The 19,839-nt window shown below is 71.5% G+C and carries 19 protein-coding genes; 14 read left to right on the plus strand and 5 right to left on the minus strand.

Annotated features, from left to right (window positions below):
• Positions 1–16: 16 nt before the first annotated feature.
• The gene (locus ACZ7PG_RS03935; protein ID WP_470237584.1) at positions 17–826 is read right to left on the minus strand and encodes an alpha/beta fold hydrolase; all 810 of its coding nucleotides are present in this window, start codon (positions 824–826) and stop codon (positions 17–19) included.
• 206 nt (positions 827–1,032) lie between these two features.
• Here ACZ7PG_RS03935 and ACZ7PG_RS03940 point away from each other — a divergent pair, with 206 nt between their 5' ends.
• From ACZ7PG_RS03940 to ACZ7PG_RS03955, 4 genes are all read left to right on the plus strand, one after another.
• Positions 1,033–1,866 (plus strand): IclR family transcriptional regulator, encoded by an 834-nt coding sequence (locus tag ACZ7PG_RS03940; protein WP_470237585.1) that lies wholly within the window; start codon positions 1,033–1,035, stop codon positions 1,864–1,866.
• Positions 1,867–1,927: 61 nt separating this feature from the next.
• Positions 1,928–3,460, plus strand: coding sequence for a class I adenylate-forming enzyme family protein (locus tag ACZ7PG_RS03945; protein WP_470237586.1), 1,533 nt, complete (start codon positions 1,928–1,930; stop codon positions 3,458–3,460).
• A gap of 72 nt (positions 3,461–3,532) precedes the next feature.
• Positions 3,533–5,650, plus strand: a complete 2,118-nt coding sequence (locus ACZ7PG_RS03950) for a CaiB/BaiF CoA-transferase family protein (protein ID WP_470237587.1) — start codon at positions 3,533–3,535, stop codon at positions 5,648–5,650.
• Between the two features lie 11 nt (positions 5,651–5,661).
• The gene (locus tag ACZ7PG_RS03955) at positions 5,662–6,429 is read left to right on the plus strand and encodes an enoyl-CoA hydratase/isomerase family protein (RefSeq protein WP_470237588.1); all 768 of its coding nucleotides are present in this window, start codon (positions 5,662–5,664) and stop codon (positions 6,427–6,429) included.
• A gap of 35 nt (positions 6,430–6,464) precedes the next feature.
• Here ACZ7PG_RS03955 and ACZ7PG_RS03960 read toward each other — a convergent pair whose 3' ends face one another.
• The gene (locus ACZ7PG_RS03960; protein ID WP_284748205.1) at positions 6,465–6,800 is read right to left on the minus strand and encodes an indolepyruvate ferredoxin oxidoreductase subunit alpha; all 336 of its coding nucleotides are present in this window, start codon (positions 6,798–6,800) and stop codon (positions 6,465–6,467) included.
• A 17-nt stretch (positions 6,801–6,817) separates the two neighbouring features.
• On the minus strand, positions 6,818–7,795 hold the full coding sequence (locus ACZ7PG_RS03965) for an NAD(P)/FAD-dependent oxidoreductase (RefSeq protein WP_470237589.1): 978 nt from the start codon (positions 7,793–7,795) through the stop codon (positions 6,818–6,820).
• Positions 7,796–7,993: 198 nt separating this feature from the next.
• Between ACZ7PG_RS03965 and ACZ7PG_RS03970 the strand changes: the two genes are divergently transcribed.
• The 8 genes from ACZ7PG_RS03970 to ACZ7PG_RS04005 all read left to right on the plus strand — a co-directional run bounded on the left by ACZ7PG_RS03970 (position 7,994) and on the right by ACZ7PG_RS04005 (position 16,663).
• Positions 7,994–9,217: an aromatic ring-hydroxylating oxygenase subunit alpha gene (locus ACZ7PG_RS03970; protein ID WP_470237590.1), complete on the plus strand. Its 1,224-nt coding sequence runs from the start codon at positions 7,994–7,996 to the stop codon at positions 9,215–9,217.
• The gene (locus tag ACZ7PG_RS03975; RefSeq protein WP_470237591.1) at positions 9,217–10,149 is read left to right on the plus strand and encodes a DODA-type extradiol aromatic ring-opening family dioxygenase; all 933 of its coding nucleotides are present in this window, start codon (positions 9,217–9,219) and stop codon (positions 10,147–10,149) included. The genes ACZ7PG_RS03970 and ACZ7PG_RS03975 overlap by 1 nt, the downstream gene beginning before the upstream one ends.
• Positions 10,146–11,399 carry a M20 family metallopeptidase gene (locus ACZ7PG_RS03980; protein ID WP_470237592.1) on the plus strand — a complete coding sequence of 418 codons (1,254 nt, stop codon included), beginning with the start codon at positions 10,146–10,148 and terminating at the stop codon, positions 11,397–11,399. The genes ACZ7PG_RS03975 and ACZ7PG_RS03980 overlap by 4 nt, the downstream gene beginning before the upstream one ends.
• Positions 11,396–12,262: an alpha/beta fold hydrolase gene (locus ACZ7PG_RS03985; RefSeq protein ID WP_470237593.1), complete on the plus strand. Its 867-nt coding sequence runs from the start codon at positions 11,396–11,398 to the stop codon at positions 12,260–12,262. The genes ACZ7PG_RS03980 and ACZ7PG_RS03985 overlap by 4 nt, the downstream gene beginning before the upstream one ends.
• A 106-nt stretch (positions 12,263–12,368) precedes the next feature.
• Positions 12,369–13,223 carry an alpha/beta fold hydrolase gene (locus tag ACZ7PG_RS03990; protein WP_470237594.1) on the plus strand — a complete coding sequence of 285 codons (855 nt, stop codon included), beginning with the start codon at positions 12,369–12,371 and terminating at the stop codon, positions 13,221–13,223.
• Complete coding sequence (locus tag ACZ7PG_RS03995) at positions 13,220–14,173, plus strand: quinone oxidoreductase family protein (RefSeq protein ID WP_470237595.1); 954 nt, start codon at positions 13,220–13,222, stop codon at positions 14,171–14,173. The genes ACZ7PG_RS03990 and ACZ7PG_RS03995 overlap by 4 nt, the downstream gene beginning before the upstream one ends.
• Positions 14,174–14,233: 60 nt before the next feature.
• Positions 14,234–15,004: an IclR family transcriptional regulator gene (locus ACZ7PG_RS04000; RefSeq protein ID WP_470237596.1), complete on the plus strand. Its 771-nt coding sequence runs from the start codon at positions 14,234–14,236 to the stop codon at positions 15,002–15,004.
• 51 nt (positions 15,005–15,055) lie between these two features.
• The gene (locus tag ACZ7PG_RS04005; RefSeq protein ID WP_470237597.1) at positions 15,056–16,663 is read left to right on the plus strand and encodes a carboxylesterase/lipase family protein; all 1,608 of its coding nucleotides are present in this window, start codon (positions 15,056–15,058) and stop codon (positions 16,661–16,663) included.
• Between the two features lie 46 nt (positions 16,664–16,709).
• On the opposite strand, the gene ACZ7PG_RS04010 is transcribed toward ACZ7PG_RS04005, so the two are convergent.
• Entirely contained in the window at positions 16,710–16,958 is a 249-nt protein-coding gene (locus tag ACZ7PG_RS04010; RefSeq protein ID WP_470237598.1) for a hypothetical protein, read from the minus strand.
• A gap of 283 nt (positions 16,959–17,241) precedes the next feature.
• Here ACZ7PG_RS04010 and ACZ7PG_RS04015 point away from each other — a divergent pair, with 283 nt between their 5' ends.
• Both ACZ7PG_RS04015 and ACZ7PG_RS04020 read left to right on the plus strand, forming a co-directional pair.
• Positions 17,242–17,418: a helix-turn-helix domain-containing protein gene (locus tag ACZ7PG_RS04015; protein ID WP_470238992.1), complete on the plus strand. Its 177-nt coding sequence runs from the start codon at positions 17,242–17,244 to the stop codon at positions 17,416–17,418.
• A gap of 175 nt (positions 17,419–17,593) precedes the next feature.
• Positions 17,594–18,583, plus strand: coding sequence for a Dyp-type peroxidase (locus ACZ7PG_RS04020; RefSeq protein ID WP_470237599.1), 990 nt, complete (start codon positions 17,594–17,596; stop codon positions 18,581–18,583).
• A 91-nt stretch (positions 18,584–18,674) separates the two neighbouring features.
• Here the strand turns inward: ACZ7PG_RS04020 and ACZ7PG_RS04025 are convergent, their stop codons facing one another.
• On the minus strand, positions 18,675–19,835 hold the full coding sequence (locus tag ACZ7PG_RS04025) for a serine hydrolase domain-containing protein (protein ID WP_470237600.1): 1,161 nt from the start codon (positions 19,833–19,835) through the stop codon (positions 18,675–18,677).
• Positions 19,836–19,839: the final 4 nt, after the last annotated feature.

The following is a 19,839-nucleotide window of genomic DNA, read 5'->3' on the forward strand; positions in this document are numbered from 1 at the left end:
TCGGCAACGCGCGGGTTCAATCAGCGGACCGGGTGAACCGGCGCAGGAAGGGCAGCACCACGGCCGCGACCTCGTCGGCCTTGTCCTCCATGAGCGCGACCGTGCCCCGCTCGATCACCGCTCGGTCCACGACGGCGGCCGCGGTCAGGTTCTGCTTCAGGGGTTCGAGGGCCGGCAGAGCGAACGGATCGTCGCCCGCGCCGAGGAGCAGCACGGGTGCACGCACCTCGCCGATCCGGCGCTCCATTTCGTACCGCGCGCACGCCAGGTGCCCTTCGCGTGGGTCGACGCCGGGGGCCAAGGCGTCCCGGACGAACCGGTCGAGCAGGCCGGTCGCGGTCTTCGGGTAGTAGGGGCGCCGCTGCTCCCACCACGCGAGCAGGTGTCCGCCGCCGGGTTCGCGGGCGGCGTCGTCGACCCCGGGTCCGTCCACATGCGACGCACGGTAACCCGCGTCGGCCCACGGGGTGGACGACAGGACGACGGCCGTGATCCGGTCGGGCGCCGCGGCGGCCAGTTCGACCGCCACCACGCCGCCGGTGTGGTGGCCGACCACCGCCGTGCGGTCCACCCCGAGGGCGTCCAGCGCCGCGAGGATGCCGCGGGCGTAGTCCTCGATGTGCTGAGGAGCCGGCAGCGGGGAGCTGTTGCCGAACCCCGGCATGTCGATCGCGATGACCCGGTGTTCCGCGGCCAGCAGTGGCCGCAGCTCGCGGAACTCGTCGAGTGAGCGGGGGGTCTGGTGGAGGAGGAGCACGGCCGGGCCGCTTCCCTGCACCGCGTAGTGCACCTGGCCGCCGGGCACCTCGGCGTAGCCGTATTCCACTGCGGCTCCCTGGGGGGTTCGGAAGGACGTGCGGGGAGTGTTCGCCCTCACCGCCGCCGGACCCACCCCCACGGTCCGCCTACCGAACCGCGTCACCAGACCGTTTCACGACGGTGCCGGCCGGAAACGCGCGGGTAACGGAGGGTGACCACGGCTGGACTTGGATCTTTCCGGATGGTGATAATCCGAAGCGGCGAGGAGGTGCCATGTCCACCGAGGACGAAGGCCGGCCCAATTCGGTGCTCGGCAAGGCGCAGCTGCTGCTCGGCGCCTTCGAATCCGGCGCCTACCAGCTGGGGCTGACCGATCTGAGCCGTCGGTCCGGCGTGCCGAAGGCGTCGGCCTACCGGCTGGCGCAGGAGCTGGTCGAGTGGGGGCTGCTCGAGCGCCGCGGCGACTGCTACCAGCTCGGCCTGCGAGTGTTCGAGCTCGGCCAGCGGGTGCCGGCGTCGGCGGTGCTGCGCGCGGTCGCCCGGCCGGCGCTGGCCGACCTGTTCGCCGCGACCCGCGCGACGATCCACCTGGCCGTGCTCGACGGCGCCCACGTGCTCTTCCTGGAGAAGGTCGCCGGCGAGGCGAACATCCACTCGCACTCCCGGATCGGCGGGCGGCTGCCCGCATCCGCCACAGCGACCGGCAAGGTGCTGCTGGCCACCTCCCCCGATGTCGAGGAGCAGCTGGCCCGGTTCGACGCGGCCGGGCTGACGCACCTGACCTCGCGCACGGTGTCCTCGGTGGACGATCTGCGCAAGCAGCTCACCGTGGTCCGGGCGAAGGGGTTCGCCCTGGAGATCGAGGAGACGATGCCGGGGGTCGGCAGCCTCGCGGTGCCGATCACCGGCGCCGACGGCACGGTCCACGCGGCGGTCTCGACGACCGCGCCGGTCGCCCGCCTCGCCCCGAAACGCCTGCTGCCCGAGCTGCGCACGGCCGCCGCCGCCATCGCCCGGGCGCTCGACCGCGCCCTGCTCACCGCCTCCGAGGTGCGCAACGAGCCGTTCACCGTCGTCCAGGCCCCGGCGAAGCGGGCGGCCGGCTGACCGGTCCGCTCAGCGGACCGGCCGGTTGGGCCCTCTCCGCGCCAGAACGACGATCACCCGGGTGAGTGAACTTCGGGCAAGCACCCTGGTCGACCTGCTGAACGTCCGCTCCCGGCAGGATCCGGACCGCGAGCTGGTCCGCTTCGACGATGGCACGCGCCTGCGGATCGGCGACGTCGACAACGGCTCTCGGGCGCTCGCCTCCCGGCTTCGCGTCACGCCTGGTACTCGCGTGCTCACCTGCGTGCGGCCGGGACGCGCCGCTGTAGAGCTGCTGTTCGGGCTGGCCCGGCAAGGAGCGGTGGAGGTGCCGCTGGCCCTCGACGTCACGCTCCCGGCCGCCGAAGCGATCCGGCGCTCCACGAGGGCCTCGGTGCTGATCGCCGGAACGTCGGCGCTCACCGCCAACCCAGCCCTGCTGAACCTCGTCGAGCTCGTTCTGCTGGTCCGCGAGGACGACCCTGGACCGGCCGGGCATCCGTTCCTCGACGAACTGCCCGCGGCGGGCGTCCCGGAACACCGTCCCGCGCCGGGGGATGTGCTCGTCGTACTGTCCACTTCGGGCACCACCGGCCGGGCCAAAGCCGCCGAGCTCCCGCACTTCGCGGCTCTGCGGCACGCGCAGCGGGTGGCGGCGACCATGGGCTACGGCCCCGGGGACGTCCTGTTCAACGTCTTCCCGTGGCACCACGTCAACGTCCGGCACACCGCGCTCCTGCCCGCGCTGCTGACCGGTGCCCGGCTGGTCGCCCACCGCCGGTTCTCGGCCTCCGGATTCTGGGACACCTGCCGGAACGAAGGCGTCACGGCGTTCAACTTCATGGGCGCCATGCTGGCCATCCTCGACCGGCGGCCGGGCACCGACCGCGACCACGCCGTCCGCCTGGCCTACGGCGCCCCGGCCCCCGCCGAACTGGTCGCACGGTTCCTCGACCGCTTCGGCGTGAGAGCCCTCGAGGCCTACGCCAGCACCGAGCTCGGCGACGTCGCCGCGAACACCCCGGGCGACTGGCGGCCGGGCACAGCCGGCCGGGTGGTACCCGAGTACGACGTCGCGATCCTGGACGAGGACGGACGTCCCCTGCCACCGGGACAGACCGGGCAGATCACCGTCCGGGCCAAGCTGCCGCACATGCGGTTCCGCGGCTACGCGGACGAACCCGGCGCCACCGCGACGGTGCTGCGGGACGGCTGGTTCCGCACCGGCGACCGCGGCCGCCTCGACGCCGACGGCTATCTCACGTTCGCCGGCCGGCGCGGCGACGTCGTCCGGCGGCGCGGCGAGAACATCGCGACCTGGGACGTCGAGCAGGTGCTGCGGGCACTGCCCGGCGTGGTCGACGCGGCCGCGGTCGGGGTCGAGTCGGACCTCACCGAACAGGAGCTGCTCGTCGTGCTGGCCACCGACCGGCCGCTCGACGGGCCCGCCGTCCGGGACTGGTGCCGCACGCGGCTGCCGCGGCACGCCCAGCCGCGGTACGTGCGGATCGCGCGCGAACTGCCGCGCAACGGCAGCGGCAAGGTCGTCAAGGCCCTGCTGCCGTCCACTGTGGACGAGTTCACCTGGGACGCCGAAGCCCGGTCCGCTCAGTGAACCGTGGCTGACCGGACGAGGGCCGTCGCTGCCTACGGTCGGCCGACATCCCCGTTCCGCAGGAGGACACCGTTGCGCGTACTCGACCTCACCGACGAACTCGCCCGGCAGGGCGCCCGGCTGCTGGTCGGGCTCGGTGCCGACGTCGTACGCGTCGACGACGACCTGACCGGGCCCGAGCGCGTCCACTGGCACGCCGGGAAGAAGCTGGCGTCAGACCTCGACGCCCTGGCGCGGGACGCCGACGTCGTCCTGGAAAGCGGTCCGGTGGCGAAGCTGCGCGGCCTGCACGCCGACGGAACGTCACGGTGGCCGCACGCCGTCCACGTGGTCGTGACACCGTTCGGGCTCACCGGCCCGCGTCGCGACTGGGTCGGCGGCGACCTCGTGCTCGCCTCCGCCGGCGGGATGACCTGGCTCGGCGGGAAGCCGGACGGCCGGCCCAAGCCGCCACCGCGCGAGCAGGCCTGTCAGCTGGCCGGGGCGCACGGCGCGATCGCCGCCCTGCTGGGTGTCCTCGCGGGGACCGGGCAGCTGATCGACGTCTCGGCCCAGGAAGCGGTCGCCGCGACTCTGGAAACGGCCGCGATCTCGTGGATCCACGCCGGCACGTTCCCGGTCCGCAACGGCGGTGTCTACGAGCACGTCGCGCACCGGATCTTCGCGGCCGCCGACGGGTACGTCGCGGGTGGCTACTCCGGCAGCGAGCGCATGTGGACCGGCTTGCTGAACTGGCTGGCCGAGGAGGGCGAAGCCGGTGACCTGCTGGACGAGCGGTTCGCCGACCAGGTGGTGCGCTGGGCCGAGCGGCCGCACGTCGACGACGTCATCGCCCGGTTTGTCGCCAAGCGGACAGCCGCGGAGGTCGCCGAGCAGGGCCGTTCCCGGTCCCTGCCGTGGGCCGAGGTGACGCCCCCGGCCGAGCTGACCCGCAACCCGCAGCTGCGCGACCGGCAGTTCTTGGTCTCGGTCGACGGCACCGAGGACGCCGGGTTCCCCTGGGACGCTCCCGGTTTGCCCCGGCCGGTCACGCTCTCCCCGCTCACCGAGGGCACGTGGACCACCGCGTCGACCGGAAAACGCCCTGCGAAGAGCCGCCCGCTCGACGGCGTCCGGGTGTTGGACCTGACCTGGGTGCTGGCCGGGCCCTACGCGACCAAGATCCTCGCCGAGCACGGCGCCGACGTGATCAAGATCGAGTCGAAGCACCGGCACGACCCGACCCGGTTCTCGACGTCCATGCGGCTGCGGCCGGGCGCCGGCCCGGACGACTCGGGGTACTTCCTCAACTTCAACCGCGGCAAGCGCAGCGTCGCGCTCAACCTGCGCACGCCCGAGGGACAGGAAGTCCTGCGGGAGCTGGCCGCCCGGTGCGACGTCGTCGTGGAGAACTTCAGCCCCGGTGTCCTGGCGAAGTGGGGTCTGGACTACGAGTCGCTGCGGGAGATCGACCCGAACGCGGTCCTGGTGTCGATGTCCGGGGTCGGGCACACCGGGCCGTGGCGGAAGGCCGTCACCTTCGCCGACACGCTCGCCGCCATGTCCGGGCTGTCCGCCGAAACGGCCGATCCGGGCGAGCCACCGCAGGGCCTGGTGTTCGGCCTGGGCGACATGGTCGCCGCCAACGCGGCGGTGCTCGGGGCCCTGGACCTGCTGATTCGCGGGCACGGTGGGCACGTCGACCTCTCGCAGCTGGAAGCGATGGCCGCCACGATGGGCCCGGCGGTGCTCGGCGTCGGCAGCGACCCGCACGGCGTCTACCCCGCGGCCGGAACCGACCGGTGGGTGGCCATCACCGCGCAAGACGAGACGCAGCGGGGCGCGCTGAGGAACTTGACGGGGTCGTCCGAGGACGACACCGCTCTCGCCGCGTGGACCCGAACTCAGGACGCCGACGAACTCGCCGCCCGGCTGCAGGCCGCGGGTGTCGCCGCGGCCGTGGTGGCGACCGGCCGTGACCTCGTCCAGGACGAGCACCTGGCCGACCGCGGCTTCTACGTACGCCTCGACCACCCGATCGCCGGCGCGGTGCTGCACGAAGGCATCGTCGCCCGCCTGACGGCGACGCCGGGCGCGCTCACCTCGCCCGCTCCCCTGCTGGGCCAGCACACCGAGCCGGTCCTGCGCGAGCTCCTGGGCTTCGACGACGACCGCCTGGCGGCCCTGCGCGCCACCGGGATCACCGAATGAGAGGAACACGCATGCCGGTCCTGACCATCACCCGGGACGCGGGGGTCGCGACGATCCGGATCGACCGGCCCCCGGCCAACGCCGTCGACCCGGCTCTGATCGCGGAATTCCTCGAGGTGCTGCTGCCGCTGGCCGAAGACCCGGACGTGCGGTGCCTGGTCATCACCGGCACCGGGAAGTTCTTCATCGCGGGGGCGGACATCGCCGTCATGCGGGACCTGTCCGACGCGAACCAGGCCCGGATGCGCGGCTGGATCGAGGTCCAGCGACTCCTCGAACTCGCCCCCAAGCCGGTGATCGCCGCCATGAACGGTCACGCCCTCGGCGGCGGCGCCGAGCTGTCGCTGGCCTGCGACCTGCGGATCCTTTCGGCCACGGCGAGCTTCGGGTTCCCGGAAATCGCCCTCGGCCTCTTCCCCGGGGCCGGCGGCAGCCAGCGGCTCCCCCGGCTCGTCGGCCCGCACCGGGCCAAGCGGCTGATGATCGACGGCACCCGGCTGTCCGCCCAGCAGGCCCTGGAGCTCGGTCTGGTCGACCGCGTGGTCGACCCCGGGCTTTTCGCCGCCGCGGTCGCCGAAGAGGCGCAGCTGCTCGCGGCCAAACCGACCGCGGCGATCGGCATCCTCAAGCGGGTCGTCGACGAGGGCCACGGCCTGCCGATCGAGGACGCGTTGCTGCGCGAAGAGAAGGGCGTCGCGGAGCTGACCCGCACCGCCGATGCCGCCGAAGGGCTGCAAGCGTTCCTGGACAAGCGCCCGCCGTCGTTCACTGGACGCTGAGAAAGGGGCGGCGCCTTCGCGGCGCCGCCCCTTTCTCAATACTGCGCGACCATCGGGGTGTCGACGCCGAGGTCGCCGACCGTGCCGGCGCCGCCGGGGTCGCCCAGCGGCGCGTCCCGGCCGGGCAGGGGCTGCTCGAAGAAGGCGATCGAGTCGGTGACGAACACTGCCTTGCTCTCGTCGCCGCGGGCCTTGCGGTCGACGAAGATGGCGTCCACCGGGCACTCCGGCTCGCAGGCACCGCATTCGATGCATTCGTTCGTGTTGATGTAGCTCTTGCGCTCGCCGACGTAGATGCAGTCGACGGGGCAGACGTCCAGGCAGGCGCGGTCGGTGACGTCGATGCAGTTGGCGCCGATGACGTAGGCCATGGTCAACCTTTCCGGGTTCAGGAGTTCTCGGTCGAGTGGCCGGGGAAGAGGGACAGCTCGGGGTCGAGGGCGACCGCGGCGTTGTTGACCGCCGTCGCGACTTCGCCGAAGCCGACGGACATCAGGCGGACCTTGCCCTCGTACTCGGTGACGTCCCCGGCGGCGTAGACGCGGTCGAGGCTGGTGCGCATCCGCGAGTCGACGAGGATCGACCGGCCGCGCAGCTCCATCCCCCAGCCGACCAGGGGCCCGAGGTTGCTCACGAAGCCGAGGGCGGCGATCACACTGTCCACTTCGAACAGCCGTGGCCGCTCCTCGCCCCGCACGCGGACGTGGGCCAGCCGCAGCGCCTCCTCACCGGAGAGTGCTTCGACTTCAGCGTCGGTGACGATCTGCGTTCCGCCTTCGATGACGGCCGTGACGCTCGCCGCGTGCGCGCGGAACGCCGACCGGCGATGCACCAGGGTGACGGACTTCGCGATCGGTTCCAGGGCCAGTGCCCAGTCGACCGCGCTGTCCCCGCCGCCCACGACCAGCACGTTCTGCCCGGTGTGCCGGTCTGGGTCGGTGACGAAGTAGCTGAGGCCCCGGCCGAGGTAGTCCTCCCCGGCGGGCAGCTTGCGCGGGGTGAACGTCCCGATCCCGGCCGTCAGGATCACCGCGCCGGCCCGGACGACCGAGCCGTCGGACAGGGTCACCTCGGGCCGTCCGTCCTCGGCCCGGCCCAGCGCCACGGCCTGACGGCCCAGCAGGTACTCGGGGTCGTAACGGCCGGCCTGGTCGAGCAGCGCGATCACGAAGTCGCGGCCCCGCACGCGCGGCAACCCGGCGACGTCGAGGATCTCCTTCTCCGGGTAGAGGGCCGCGATCTGCCCGCCCGGCTGCGGTAGCCCGTCGACGACGACGGTGCGCAGCCCGCGGAAGCCCGCGCAGTAGGCGCCGTAGAGCCCGGTCGGTCCGGCGCCGACCAGGAGGATGTCGGTGTCGAGGGCCATGAGTCCTCCGTGAAGTGTCGAAAGTGGACAACACCGGACGTTAGGCGGGCACTGTGGCGCGGGCCCGGATCGCGGACCGGTGAGCGGACCACGTCCCGGTTTTCGGATCGGGTTCGGTGAGCGGACCGGAGGCGTTGGCCCGCGGCGCGGGCGGTGGTGGACTCGCGTCGGCTTCGGCACAACGAACTTGGAGCGGTCATGAGCGTGCAGAACGGCGAGACGGCCACCACCCCGGCCCGGCGGAGCCGGCGACCGGCGAGGCTCCCGGGCCGGCAGGACTGGTCGAGCTGGCCGCACTACCAGGCCGCGGCGGCCGGGTTCCGCGGCTACTGGTACCCGGTGGGGTACTCGTCGCGGTTCACCGGCAAGCCCCGGCAGATCACGCTGCTCGGGCAGAAGATCGTGCTGGTCCGCGACGGCGGCGAGGTGTACGCGCTGAAGGACCGCTGCCCGCACCGCGGCGTGCCGCTGTCGGAGGGCAACCAGCAGTTCCCGGGCACGATCTCGTGCCCGTACCACGGCTGGACGTTCGACCTGAAGTCCGGCGACCTCAAGGCCGCGATCACCGACGGCCCGGCCTCCCCGATCTGCGGCAAGGTCAAGCAGCCCACGTACGCGGTCGAAGAACGCCTGGGCATGGTGTGGGTGTTCGTCGGCGACGGTGAAGAGGCCCCGCCGATCGACGAGCAGCTCCCCGAGGAACTCGTGCACAACGAGGCCATCGTCGGCTCCCGCATCCAGCCCCGCGAAGGCAACTGGCGCTTCGCTTGCGAGAACGGCTACGACGAAGGCCACGCGAAGTACCTGCACCGCACGGCGTTGTGGCGGCTGTTCAAGGCGATGCCGGTGTGGAACGAGACCCGGATCATCCAGCGTGGTCGCTGGATCTACCGCGTCCAGGACAAGCAGTACTGGACCGCCGACTTCCCCGGCCTCGGCAAGTGGGACAACCAGGCGTGGTTCAAGCTGCGGCCGCCGAAGGAGGTCGGCAACGTCGGCAACACCAGCACCCACCGCGAAACCAACCCGGTGATCGCGGCGCAGGAGTTCCCCGGTTTCGCGTCGGTGAGCATGCCGGGCGTGCTGCGGATCGTCTACCCGACGTTCATCCACTACGAGTTCTACGTCCCCGTCGACGCCGACAACCACCTCTACGTCGGCGTGCTGGCGAGCTTCCAGCGCGGGCTGAAGGCGTTGCCGTTCTACGCCAAGTACCTCGGCTTCGTCCGGTGGCTGTTCCACGGCCAGTTCTCCGGGCAGGACAAGTGGATGGTCGAGGTCACCGACGCCCCGCCGGAGAAGCTCTACCGGCCCGACGACTCGCTGCTCAAGTGGCGCAAGCTCGCCGAAGACACCTGCGAGGAACGCGTCGACCGGCTGGGCGCGCAGGGCGTCACCGTCCCGGTTCCGGTAGCCGACTGATGGCGCGCGTGGCGCTCGGCGTCGGGGCGTCCCACTCGACGTTGATGAACACCCACTGGGACAAGGTCGTGCACACCGACCGCGCGGAACGCTTCCGCGACGCGCTGCGCGAGGCGCGGGACGAGATCGCCGCGGCGAAGCCCGACCTCGCGATCATCGTGGGTTCGAACCACTTCCGCGGGTTCTGGCTGGACATGATCCCGCCGTTCACCCTCGGCGTCGGCGAGGTCATCGGCTCGGGTGAGGCGAAAACGCCGTCAGGGCCGCAGAAAACCGCGCCGGAGTTCGCCCAGCGGCTCGCCGAAGACCTCGTCGAGCGTGGCACCGAGGTGGCGATCTCGGCGCGGCTGCAGATCGACCACGGCCAAACCCACGCCATCCAGTACCTCCTCGACGGCATCGCCGTGCCCGTGGTCCCGTTGGTGGTCAACGTGTTCGCGGCCCCGCTTCCCCGCACCGACCGTTGCGCGGAGCTGGGCCGCAACATCGCTCTAGCGATCGCTTCTCTGCCCGAAGACCTGCGAGTGGTCGTGATCGCGTCCGGTGGCCTGTCGCACCAGCTGCCGTGGCCCGACGACTGGCGAGCCCCCGAAGGCGAGGACGAGGAGTTCCTCGTGGAGGCGTGGCTCAACGGCCGCGGCGACTGGGAGAGCTACGACGGCCGCCGTCGCGAGATCATCACCACGGCCCGCCCGGTGCTGTTCCCCGAGTTCGACGAAGCCTTCCTGGCCGACCTCGAACGCGGCGAACTCGAGAAGTACACGTCACTGACCACCGAGGAGATCGGGAAGGCGGCCGGCAACGGCGGTCAGGAGCTACGCACCTGGCTCGTCATGGCCGCCGCACTGGGCTTCAAGCCGGGCCGCGCACTGGCCTACTCCCCCATGCCCGAGTGGCTGACCGGGATGGGTGTCGCGGTGATCCGGCCGTGACGACCGTCGACGCGGTGCTGGCGTGGATCACCGAGGACCGGCTCCGCGCGGCCGCGCACGCGGTCACGGCGATCCCGAGCCCGACCGGCCGCGAAGCACCCCTGGCCCGCATGCTCGCCACGCGGTTGTCCGCGGCCGGGTTCGCCGCTCAAGCCCAGCACCTCGACGAGTTCCAGGCCAATGCCGTCGGCCGCCTGCGCGGGTCCGGCGGCGGCGAGGACCTGATGCTCTACGCCCCGATCGACACCCTCACCACCGGACAGTCCGAATTGGACGTCCCCTGGATCGGGCCTGAGCTGCGGGCGGACATGCAACCCGAGCCCCGCGACGAAGGTTCGTTCGTCGTCGGTCTCGGGGCGAGCAACCCGAAGGGCCACGCGGCGTGCATCCTGGTGCTCGCCGAGGCTCTGGGCGCGGTCCGGCCCGAGCTGGCCGGTGACGTCGTCGTGGCGTTCGGCGCGGGTGGAATGCCCACCAACGCCGTCGAAGCGCCGGGCTATCCCGCGCGGGCCAACACCGGACAGGGCGTCGGCTGCTCCTTCCTGCTCGAACGCGGGTGGCACACCGACTACGCGGTGATCGCGAAGCCCGGGGACTTCGTCGCCCACGACGAGGTCGGGCTGTGCTGGTTCGAGATCACCGTGCCCGGAATCCACACCTACGTGGGCAGCCGCCACCGGCTGCCGTACCGCAACCCGATCGTCACGGCCGCCGACGTGGTGACGCGCCTGGAGCGGTGGCTCGCCGACTACCCGGCCCGTCACCGCACGGCCACCGCGGCTCCCCAGGGCATCATCGGATCGATCGCCGGCGGCTGGGAACGGATGCTCGCGGTCACCCCCGCGGCCTGCCGGATCCGCGTGGACGTGCGGATCGCGCCGGGCACGACACCGTTGTCCGTCAAACGGGAGCTGGCGTCGTTCCTGGACCAGTTCGACGTAGAGCTGGAGATGGTCCTGGCCATCCCCGGCACGTCCACCCCGCCCGGCTCGCCGATCGTGCGTACCGCGATCGAGGCCTGGGAACGCACTTCCGGCCGTCCCCACGAGCCGGTGCCGGACAACAGCGGGGCCACGGACGCGAACATCCTGCGCGCCCGCGGCATCCCGACCGTCCGGACCGGCATGCCGAAGGCGACCGCCGAGGATTTCAGCCGTGGCATGAACACCGTCGACGTCCGCGCGATGCGCCGCCTGTGCGAGGTCCTCGCCCGCACGACCCTGTCCACCACCGGGAAGGAAACAGCATGACCCCACCACCCGAGAGCCACTACGCCGACGGCGGTGGCGTCACCTACCACTACCACGACCTCGGCGCCGGCCCGGACACCGTGTTCCTGCACGGCGGCGGCCCCGGCTGCACCGGGTGGAGCGACTTCGGCCCGGTCGCGCCGCTGTTCGCCGAAGACCGGCGGTGTCTCCTGGTCGACATCCACCAGTACGGCCGCTCGGCGAAGACCCCGATCACCGGCCCGATGTGGGACCACCACGCGGCCAAGACCGTCGCCCTGCTCGACACCCTGGGCGTCGAGCGCGCCGACTTCGTCTGCAATTCCTGGGGCGGCACGATCGCGCTCAACCTCGCCGCGAAGTACCCGGACCGGGTGCGCTCGCTGGTCGTCACCGGCAGCATGCCGGTCTTCTACGGCCCCCTGGCCCCGCTGCCCGAGGGCGGCCGCCGAGGCCGTAACGCGCGTGACGCCTACTACGGCGGCGAAGGCCCGACGCGCGAGAAGATGCGCCACCTGATCACCACCCTCGAGTGGTACGACGCCGACCGGCTCCCCGACGAGACCCTGGACCTGCGTTACGAGCAGAGCCTCGACCCCGGCGAGCGCGAGCTGGCCGCCATGTCGGACTCGCCTCGCGGCGAGTGGCAGGACCTGACCGACGAGCTGGGCCGCGTCCAGGCGCCCACGCTGTTCATCTGGGGCATGCAGGACGCGTTCCTCACCCCCGACTACCCGCTGATGCTGGCGCGCATGGTGCCCCACGGCACCCTGCACGTCATGGACCACGTTTCCCACCACCTGCAGGAAGAACGGCCGCACGCCTACCACGCCGTCGTCGACGGCTTCTTCCGTTCCCTGGTCCCGCAAGGAGTTCCGGCATGAAGGTCCTGCTCGTCTTGAGCGCTACCGCGGCGACACTGGCCGCCCTGCGGAAGCTCGCCGCGTACAGCAACACCCAAGTCCACCGCATCAACACCAAGGAGCACGCGTGAGCATCTGGACCGAACTCAGTCCCATCCCGCACCGCGTCGAGTACGTCGACGCCGCCGGCGTCCCCACGCGGACGCTGCGGGCCGGGAACCCGGACGCCGAAGCCGTGGTGTTCCTGCACGGCACCAGCGGGCACCTGGAAGCGTTCGCCCGCAACATCGTGGCCCACAGCGAGTTCGACGTGCACGCCATCGACATGCTCGGCCACGGCTACACCGGCAAGCCCGCCCAGCCGTACGAAATCGCCGACTACGTCAAGCACCTCCTGGACTACTTCGACGCCGTCGGCATCCGGGCCGCGCACATCGTCGGCGAGTCCCTGGGCGGCTGGGTCGGCGCGCGCGCCGCGGTCGACCACCCGGAGCGGGTGCTGAGCCTGCAGCTGCTGTGCGCCGGCGGAACCGTGGCCAACCCCGAGGTGATGGACCGGATCCGCACCAGCACGAAGAACGCCGTCGCCACCGACGACATCGAGCTCACCCGCAAACGCTTGCGCCTGCTCATGGCGAGCGAGGAGAACGCGACCGAGGAACTCGTCGAGGTCCGGCACGCGATCTACCACACGCCGGAGTTCGTGGCCAATGTGGACAACCTGCTTTCGCTGCAGGACATCGAACGGCGGCAGCGCAACCTGCTGCGCCCGGAGCAGCTGGCCCGCATCACGCAGCCGACGCTGATCGTGTGGGGCCGCCAGAACCCGTTCGGCGAGGTTCCGGAGGCCATGAAGATGCACGAGAACATCCCCGGCTCGCAGCTGGAGCTGTTCGAGGAGTGCGGTCACTGGCCGCAGCACGAGCAGGCCGCCCGCTACAACCCGCTGAGCGTCGAGTTCCTCCGCAAGGCCGCCGCGTGAGGGCCGCGCGGTTCCACACGTGGGGCTCGGCCCCGGTCGTCGACGAGGTCCCCGAGCCGGTCCGCGCCGAGGGCGAGGTGCTGGTCGACGTCCAGGCGGCGGCGGTGGCGCACCTGGACGTCACGGTCGCCAGCGGCACCTTCAACCTGAAGCCACCCCTCCCCTACGCCGGGGGCGTCGAAGGCGCGGGGGTCGTCATCGAGTCCGATGTGGACTCCGGCCTGGCTCCGGGCGACCAGGTCATGCTGCGCGGCGCCGGTCTCGGGCTCTTGCGTGACGGGACCTGGACCGAGCGGCTGAGCGTGCCGGCGAAAGCCGTGAACAAGCTGGACGCCCCGCTGCCCCCCGAGGTCGCGGCGACGTTCTACGTGCCGGCGACGACCGCGTTCGTGGTGCTGCACGACGTGGCCCGGCTGAGCGAGGACGAGCACGTAGTCGTCGTCGGCGCCGCCGGCGCGGTCGGGTCGATGGTCGCCCAGCAGGCCGTGCTCGCCGGGGCGAAGGTCACCGGGATCGTGGGCCGCGCGGAGCAGCTCGCCGACGTCCCCGACGGCGTCACCGGCGTCTGCCTCGATTCCACTGAGGACATCGAACGGCTCGCCGCCGACCGGCCCGCGTCCCTGCTGGTCGACACGCTCGGCGGCGACGGCCTGGTGGCCCGGACCCGGTGGGTGCGCCAGGGCGGCCGGGCGGCGGTGATCGGGTACGTGACCGGCACCGAAGTGCGCGTCGACCTGCCGTCCTGGCTCCTCGACGACGTCGCGCTGCTGCCGGTGAACATGATCCGACAGGAGCGCCGGGCCCGGGAGATCGCCGGCGACCTCGTGAAGAAGCTCTCCGCGGGTGAGCTGTCCCTGGCCGTGCAGAAGTACGAGTTCGCCGACGCGGCGCTCGCCCTGGAAGACCTGCGGGCCGGCCGGGTTCGCGGCCGCGCGGTGCTCGTCCCCTAGCGGTTCGGTGAGCGGACCGGTCCGTTGGCCGGACCGGTTCCGCTCACCGAACCTGGTGCCATGGAAGCGAACAGCGTCCTCGGCAAGGTCCAGCTCATCCTCGAGGCCTTCGGCCCCGACGACGAGCACCTGAGCCTCACCGAACTGGCCCGCCGCTCCGGCGTCGCGAAGGCATCGGTGCACCGGCTGGCGCAGGAACTGCTGACCTGGGGCGTGCTGGAGCGGCGCGGCAGCGACTACTGGCTCGGCATCCGCCTGTTCGAGATCGGCCAGCGGGTGCCCCGCCAGCGCATCCTGCGCGATGCCGCCCGGCCGTACATGGAGGACCTCTACCAGGCCACGAACGAGACGATCCACCTCGCCGTCCCCGACGGCCGGGAAGTCCTCTACCTGGAGAAGGTGTCGGGCCACAGCCAGGTGACCAAGCCGTCCCGGGTGGCCGGCCGGATGCCGATGCACTGCACCGCCACCGGCAAGGTCCTGCTGGCCTTCGGGCCGCGGGCGCTGGTCGACGAGGTGATCGCGTCGCCCCTCGACCGGGTCACCCCGCACACCGTCAACGCTCCCGGCCTCCTGCTCAACGAGCTGGCCCGGGCCCGCGCGAACGGCTACGCGGTCGAATACGAACAGACCCGCGTCGGCTTCGTGAGCGTCGCGATTCCGCTGACCGGCGCGACCGGCCTGACGACCGGCGCGCTGTCCATTACCGCACCGCTGTACCGCGCCGACGTCGGCAAGTACGCCGGGCTGCTCACGATGGTGGGCCACCGGATCACGAAGACGGTCAGCGCCCTGCGGTCCGGTGATCGGACCACGTCGGCCACCCGGTGAGCCCGGGCACCCCATCCTTCTCCGACACCCCACTCAATTCCGGGAGGATCGGTGCGGAAAAGACTCAAGTGGCTCGGTGCCGCGGTCGCGTTGACGGTGACCGCCGCGTCCGTGGCCGCGGGCGCCCCGGCGGCGGCGAACGCGGTGCACTCGCTCGTCGTCCAGACGGAAGCGGGCAAGGTCCAGGGGAAGACCAGCGGGGCGGTGGATTCGTTCCTGGGCATCCCGTTCGCCGCCCCACCGGTCGGCGGGCTGCGGTGGCAGCCGCCGCAGCCCGCGCCGTCGTGGCCGGGTGTCCGGCCCGCGACGAGCTACGGTCCGGAGTGCCCGCAGGGTTCCGGCTCGACGGAGGACTGCCTCTACCTGAACGTCTACCGCCCGGCGCGCGCGACCAACGAGCGGTTGCCGGTGCTGCTGTGGATCCACGGCGGCGGCTTCTCGTCCGGCTCCGGCAGTGCGTTCGACGGGTCGCTCCTGGCCGAAACGAACAACATCGTCGTCGTGACGATCAACTACCGGCTCGGCGCGTTCGGCTTCCTGAACCTGCCGGGCCTGAGCAAGTCCGGTGCGGGCAACTACGGCCTACTCGACCAGGTCGCCGCCCTGAACTGGGCCAACCACAACATCGACCGCTTCGGCGGCGACCACGACGCCGTGACCGTCTCCGGGCTCTCCGCGGGCGGCCACTCGGTGTGCGCGCTGCTTTCGTCGCCCCTGACGCACGGCCTGATCGACGGCGCCATCATCCAGAGCGGCGGCTGCCCGAGCCACACCGTCGCCGAGTCCCAGGCAGCGGGCGCGCGGTTCGCCACCGACGCCGGTTGCACCACCGCCCCGGTGAGCTGCCTACGTTCGAAGTCCGCGGCCGAGCTCCAAGCCGCGAGCGCCGGCTTCCGCGGCGGCATCCTCACCGGGCCGCTGCCCACCGCCGGCGTGCCCGAACTGCCCATCCCTCCGTCCGATGCCGTGCGGACGGGTCGCTTCGAGCGAGTCCCGCTCCTGATCGGCAGCACCCGCGACGAGGTCCGGGGCTGGGCGGGGTCCTTCGCCACCGCGACTCCCGCCCAGTACTCGAAAAGCCTCGAGTACCTCTTCGGCGATCGCGCGGCGGACGTCGAGAAGGTGTATCCGCTGAGCAACTACCCGGCCCAGAACACGGCGGCATATGCTTTGGGTGCCGTGTGGACGGACTCGAGTGTCTTTTATGGACTGGGCGGGTGCCAGTACGCCCAGCTGGCGCAGCAGGTGTCGAAGTACCAGCCGAAGACGTTCCTGTACCGCTTCGACGCGCGAAGCCCCACCGCCCCCGCTGCTCCGGGCGCCTTCGACGTCGGCGCCTCGCACGCAGCGGACCAGGCCTACCTCTGGCCCACCGCGACCAGCCTCTACGACCGGGACAAACTGCGGCTGTCGGCCGAAATGGTCAGGTACTGGGGCGCGTTCGTCCGCCAGGGCACCCCGGACGCGCCCGGGCAGGCGGAATGGCCGAGCGTCAAGGAGAAGCGGGCGATGGTCCTCCAGCAGGGCGGTAGCTCGACGGTGACGTCGACCGCGTTCGCGGCCGCGCAGCACTGCGACCTGTGGAACAGCATCGGCTACCAGTGGCTCGACATCAATCCCGACCAGCTCGCCCAGCAGGTCGGGGTCGTACGCCAGTAGCTCCGGCCGGCGCCGGCCGACGAAATCCGGACAAAGTCGGCCAGCGTTACGGCCTGGACACGGCGTTCCTGCTGGACGACGGCGAACACCAGCAGCGTCCAGGACACGGTGCCGGCCTGACCCGGACCACGTCAACAGCCGGATGCCGCGCTTCGACGACACGCACACCAGCTTCGGCACGCTCGCCGGACGCGATCCCGACGACCCGGCACTGGAGTGCGCCGCGCCGTTCCAGCCGGTACAGCGCGGGCAACGTCATCTTCGTGACGAGGTCGCCGGTGATCCCGAAGATCACCAGCGCACCCGCGTCGTGTCGCTGCGCGACGACCAGCGCGACCCCATGCTGACCGTGCTCCAGGACGTCGCGGTCGCTCGCCGAAACCCCGCGAGCGCTGCACCTGGCCCGGACCGCGCTCGCCGGGCTCCCCCCGGGCAAGCCGGAGGTCCGGGCGTTCAGTCCCAGCCCGCTCGCCGCGTTCCTGGCCTACGACCCGGACGAGGGACAGCGGCTGGCCGAGGACGTCCTGGGCGCGGTCCTCGACCAGCCCGCGGAGGAACGCGACATCCTGCTGGAAACCCTGCACGCCTACCTCACCTGCGGCGGGTCCTCCGACCGGGCCGCACAGGCCCTGCACTGCCACGCCAACACCGTCCGGTACCGGCTCCGGCGGATCGAGGAGCTCACCGGCCGGTCGCTGACCGACCCCCGCGCGGTCGCCGAGCTGGCGCCCAGCCGCCGCACTCCCGAACCGTGACCGGCCGTTGTCGGCCGGCACAACCTCCGCTGTCGGTGGCGCCAGGACTCGCCCGTGGATGGATGACCACGTGCGAGACACCGGCCGGCGTGCCAGGCTGGCCCGGAGCGTGGGGAACCCGCGCAGAAGGTGACAGGGTGATGCGGTGGGACGGCGAGCGCAACCGCAACGAGTAGTGGCACCGCCGGCCATGGCGGCGATCTTCATGGTGGTCACCGTACGGGCGGGCGCCGAAGACGACGCGCGCGACGTGCTCGCCGACATCGCGGGCCTGACGCGCGCCGTCGGGTTCCGCGCCCCCGAGGGCGATCTGAGCTGCGTCGTCGGGATCGGCGCGAAGCTGTGGGACCGGCTGTACGACTCGGCGCGCCCGGCGGAGCTCCATCCGTTCCGGGAACTGACCGGCGCCACGCACAAGGCGGTGTCGACACCCGGCGATCTGCTGTTCCACCTGCGTGCGACGCGCCTCGATCTGTGTTTCGAGCTGGCCGGCCACATCATGACCGCACTCGACGGCCACGCCGACGTCGCCGACGAAGTGCACGGGTTCCGGTACTTCGACGAACGAGACCTGCTGGGTTTCGTCGACGGCACGGAGAGCCCGTCCGGCGCGGCGGCCATCGCCGCGGTGCAGGTCGGCGACGAGGACCCGGACTTCGCCGGGAGCAGCTACGTCATCGTGCAGAAATACCTGCACGACCTCGACACCTGGGCGGCGCTACCGGTCGAAGAGCAGGAACGGGCGATCGGCAGGCACAAGCTCAGCGACATCGAACTGCCCGACGCGGCCAAGCCGCCGAACTCGCACCTCGCGTTGAACACGATCACCGACGAGGACGGCACCCAGCTCCAGATCGTGCGGGACAACATGCCCTTCGGCACGATCGGCACCCGCGAGTTCGGCACCTACTTCATCGGCTACACCAGCCATCCCGCCATCATCGAGCAAATGCTGCGGAACATGTTCCTCGGCTCCCCGCCGGGAAACCACGACCGGATCCTCGACTTCTCCACGGCGGTCACCGGCGGCCTGTTCTTCGTGCCCACCGAGGACTTCCTCGAGAACCCGCCGGCACCCACCACGACCGAGGCCGCAGCGGGCACCGAGGTTCGTCCGGACCGCTCCTTGGGGATCGGCAGCTTGCGAGAGACCAGCACGTCATGACCGACCGGCACCGCGACATCCGACGAGATCAGCCAGCCGGTCGAACCGACGTAGCTTGACAAGATCCAGGCGCGGATCCTCGGCTGCGGGCTCACTCCCGACAGACCGCCGACCTGACCAGCTCCTGTGCCAGTTCGACGATCGGCCGGATGGAGGTGTCGTAGTTGCTCAGCACGACGACCACCCAGCCGGCCTCCGGGAACACGTCGATATTGGTCGATCGGCCGGGGCCGCTGCCGGAATGGCCGACTATGCGGTTCTTTCCCGCGATCGTCTCGACGTGGCCGTAGCCGTAGAGCTGTAGCTGTCCGGCGAATGCCGGCCGGTCGGTCGGGCTGAGCGGGTGCCTGCCGCTGGCGACGAGGTGTGTGCAGGCGGGGTCGAGCAGCTTCTCCCCGTGCAGTGCGGTGGCGAACCGCAGGAGGTCGGGCGCCGACGAGAACGCGCCGTGGTACGGGCTGCCGACGTAGGGCAGGTACGGCGTGGTCGTGATGTCCACGCGGTCGCCTGTCGGTTGGCTCAGGTAGCCGTGGGCGATGGTTCGGTCCGCGATGACTTGCGGCCGTGTGTAGAAGTCGGTGTGTACCAGGCCTGCCGGCGCGAACACGTTTCGGCGTATGTAGTCGTAGTAGGTCACTCCGGCCACCGCCGCTGTCACGGCGCCGAGCAGGAAGTAGCCGTCGTTGCTGTAGCTCCACTGCGAACCCGGCGTGAAGCGCAGCGGAAGTGTGCGCAGGTAGGCCAGCATGCCTTGCCAGATATCGGTTTCGCTGTCCCACTCGTCCTCGCCGGGCGGGCGCTGGTCGGTGAGACCGGGCCGGCCGGCGCCCGCGGTGTGGGTGAGCAGCTGGTGGATCGTCACCCGTGCGACGTCGGCCGGGAAGCCGTCGAGGTAGTCACCCAACGGCGCGTGCAGTGCCACTTCCCCCCGCTGTACCAGCTGGGTGAGCGCGACCGCGGTGAACGACTTGGTCATCGACGCCAGGTCGATGGCCGTGTTCTGGTCGTTGGCGATGCCGCGGCTCCGGTCGGCCATGCCGTGAGAGCTGGTCAGCACGGGGCGGTTTCGGTGTGCGACCAGGACGGTGCCGGAGAACTGGTCGGCAGCCGCGCGGTCGGCGACGAACCGGTCGAGGCGTCCGCCGGGGCGCAGGTCGGAGCCGGTTTGCGCGGCACCCGGACCGGCCATGGCGAGCAGACCGCCGGTCGCGCCGAGCAGGCCCAGCGCCGACCGTCGGGAGTGGAGGGTCATGGGT

It is taken from the genome of Amycolatopsis sp. NPDC114504 (assembly GCF_055633595.1).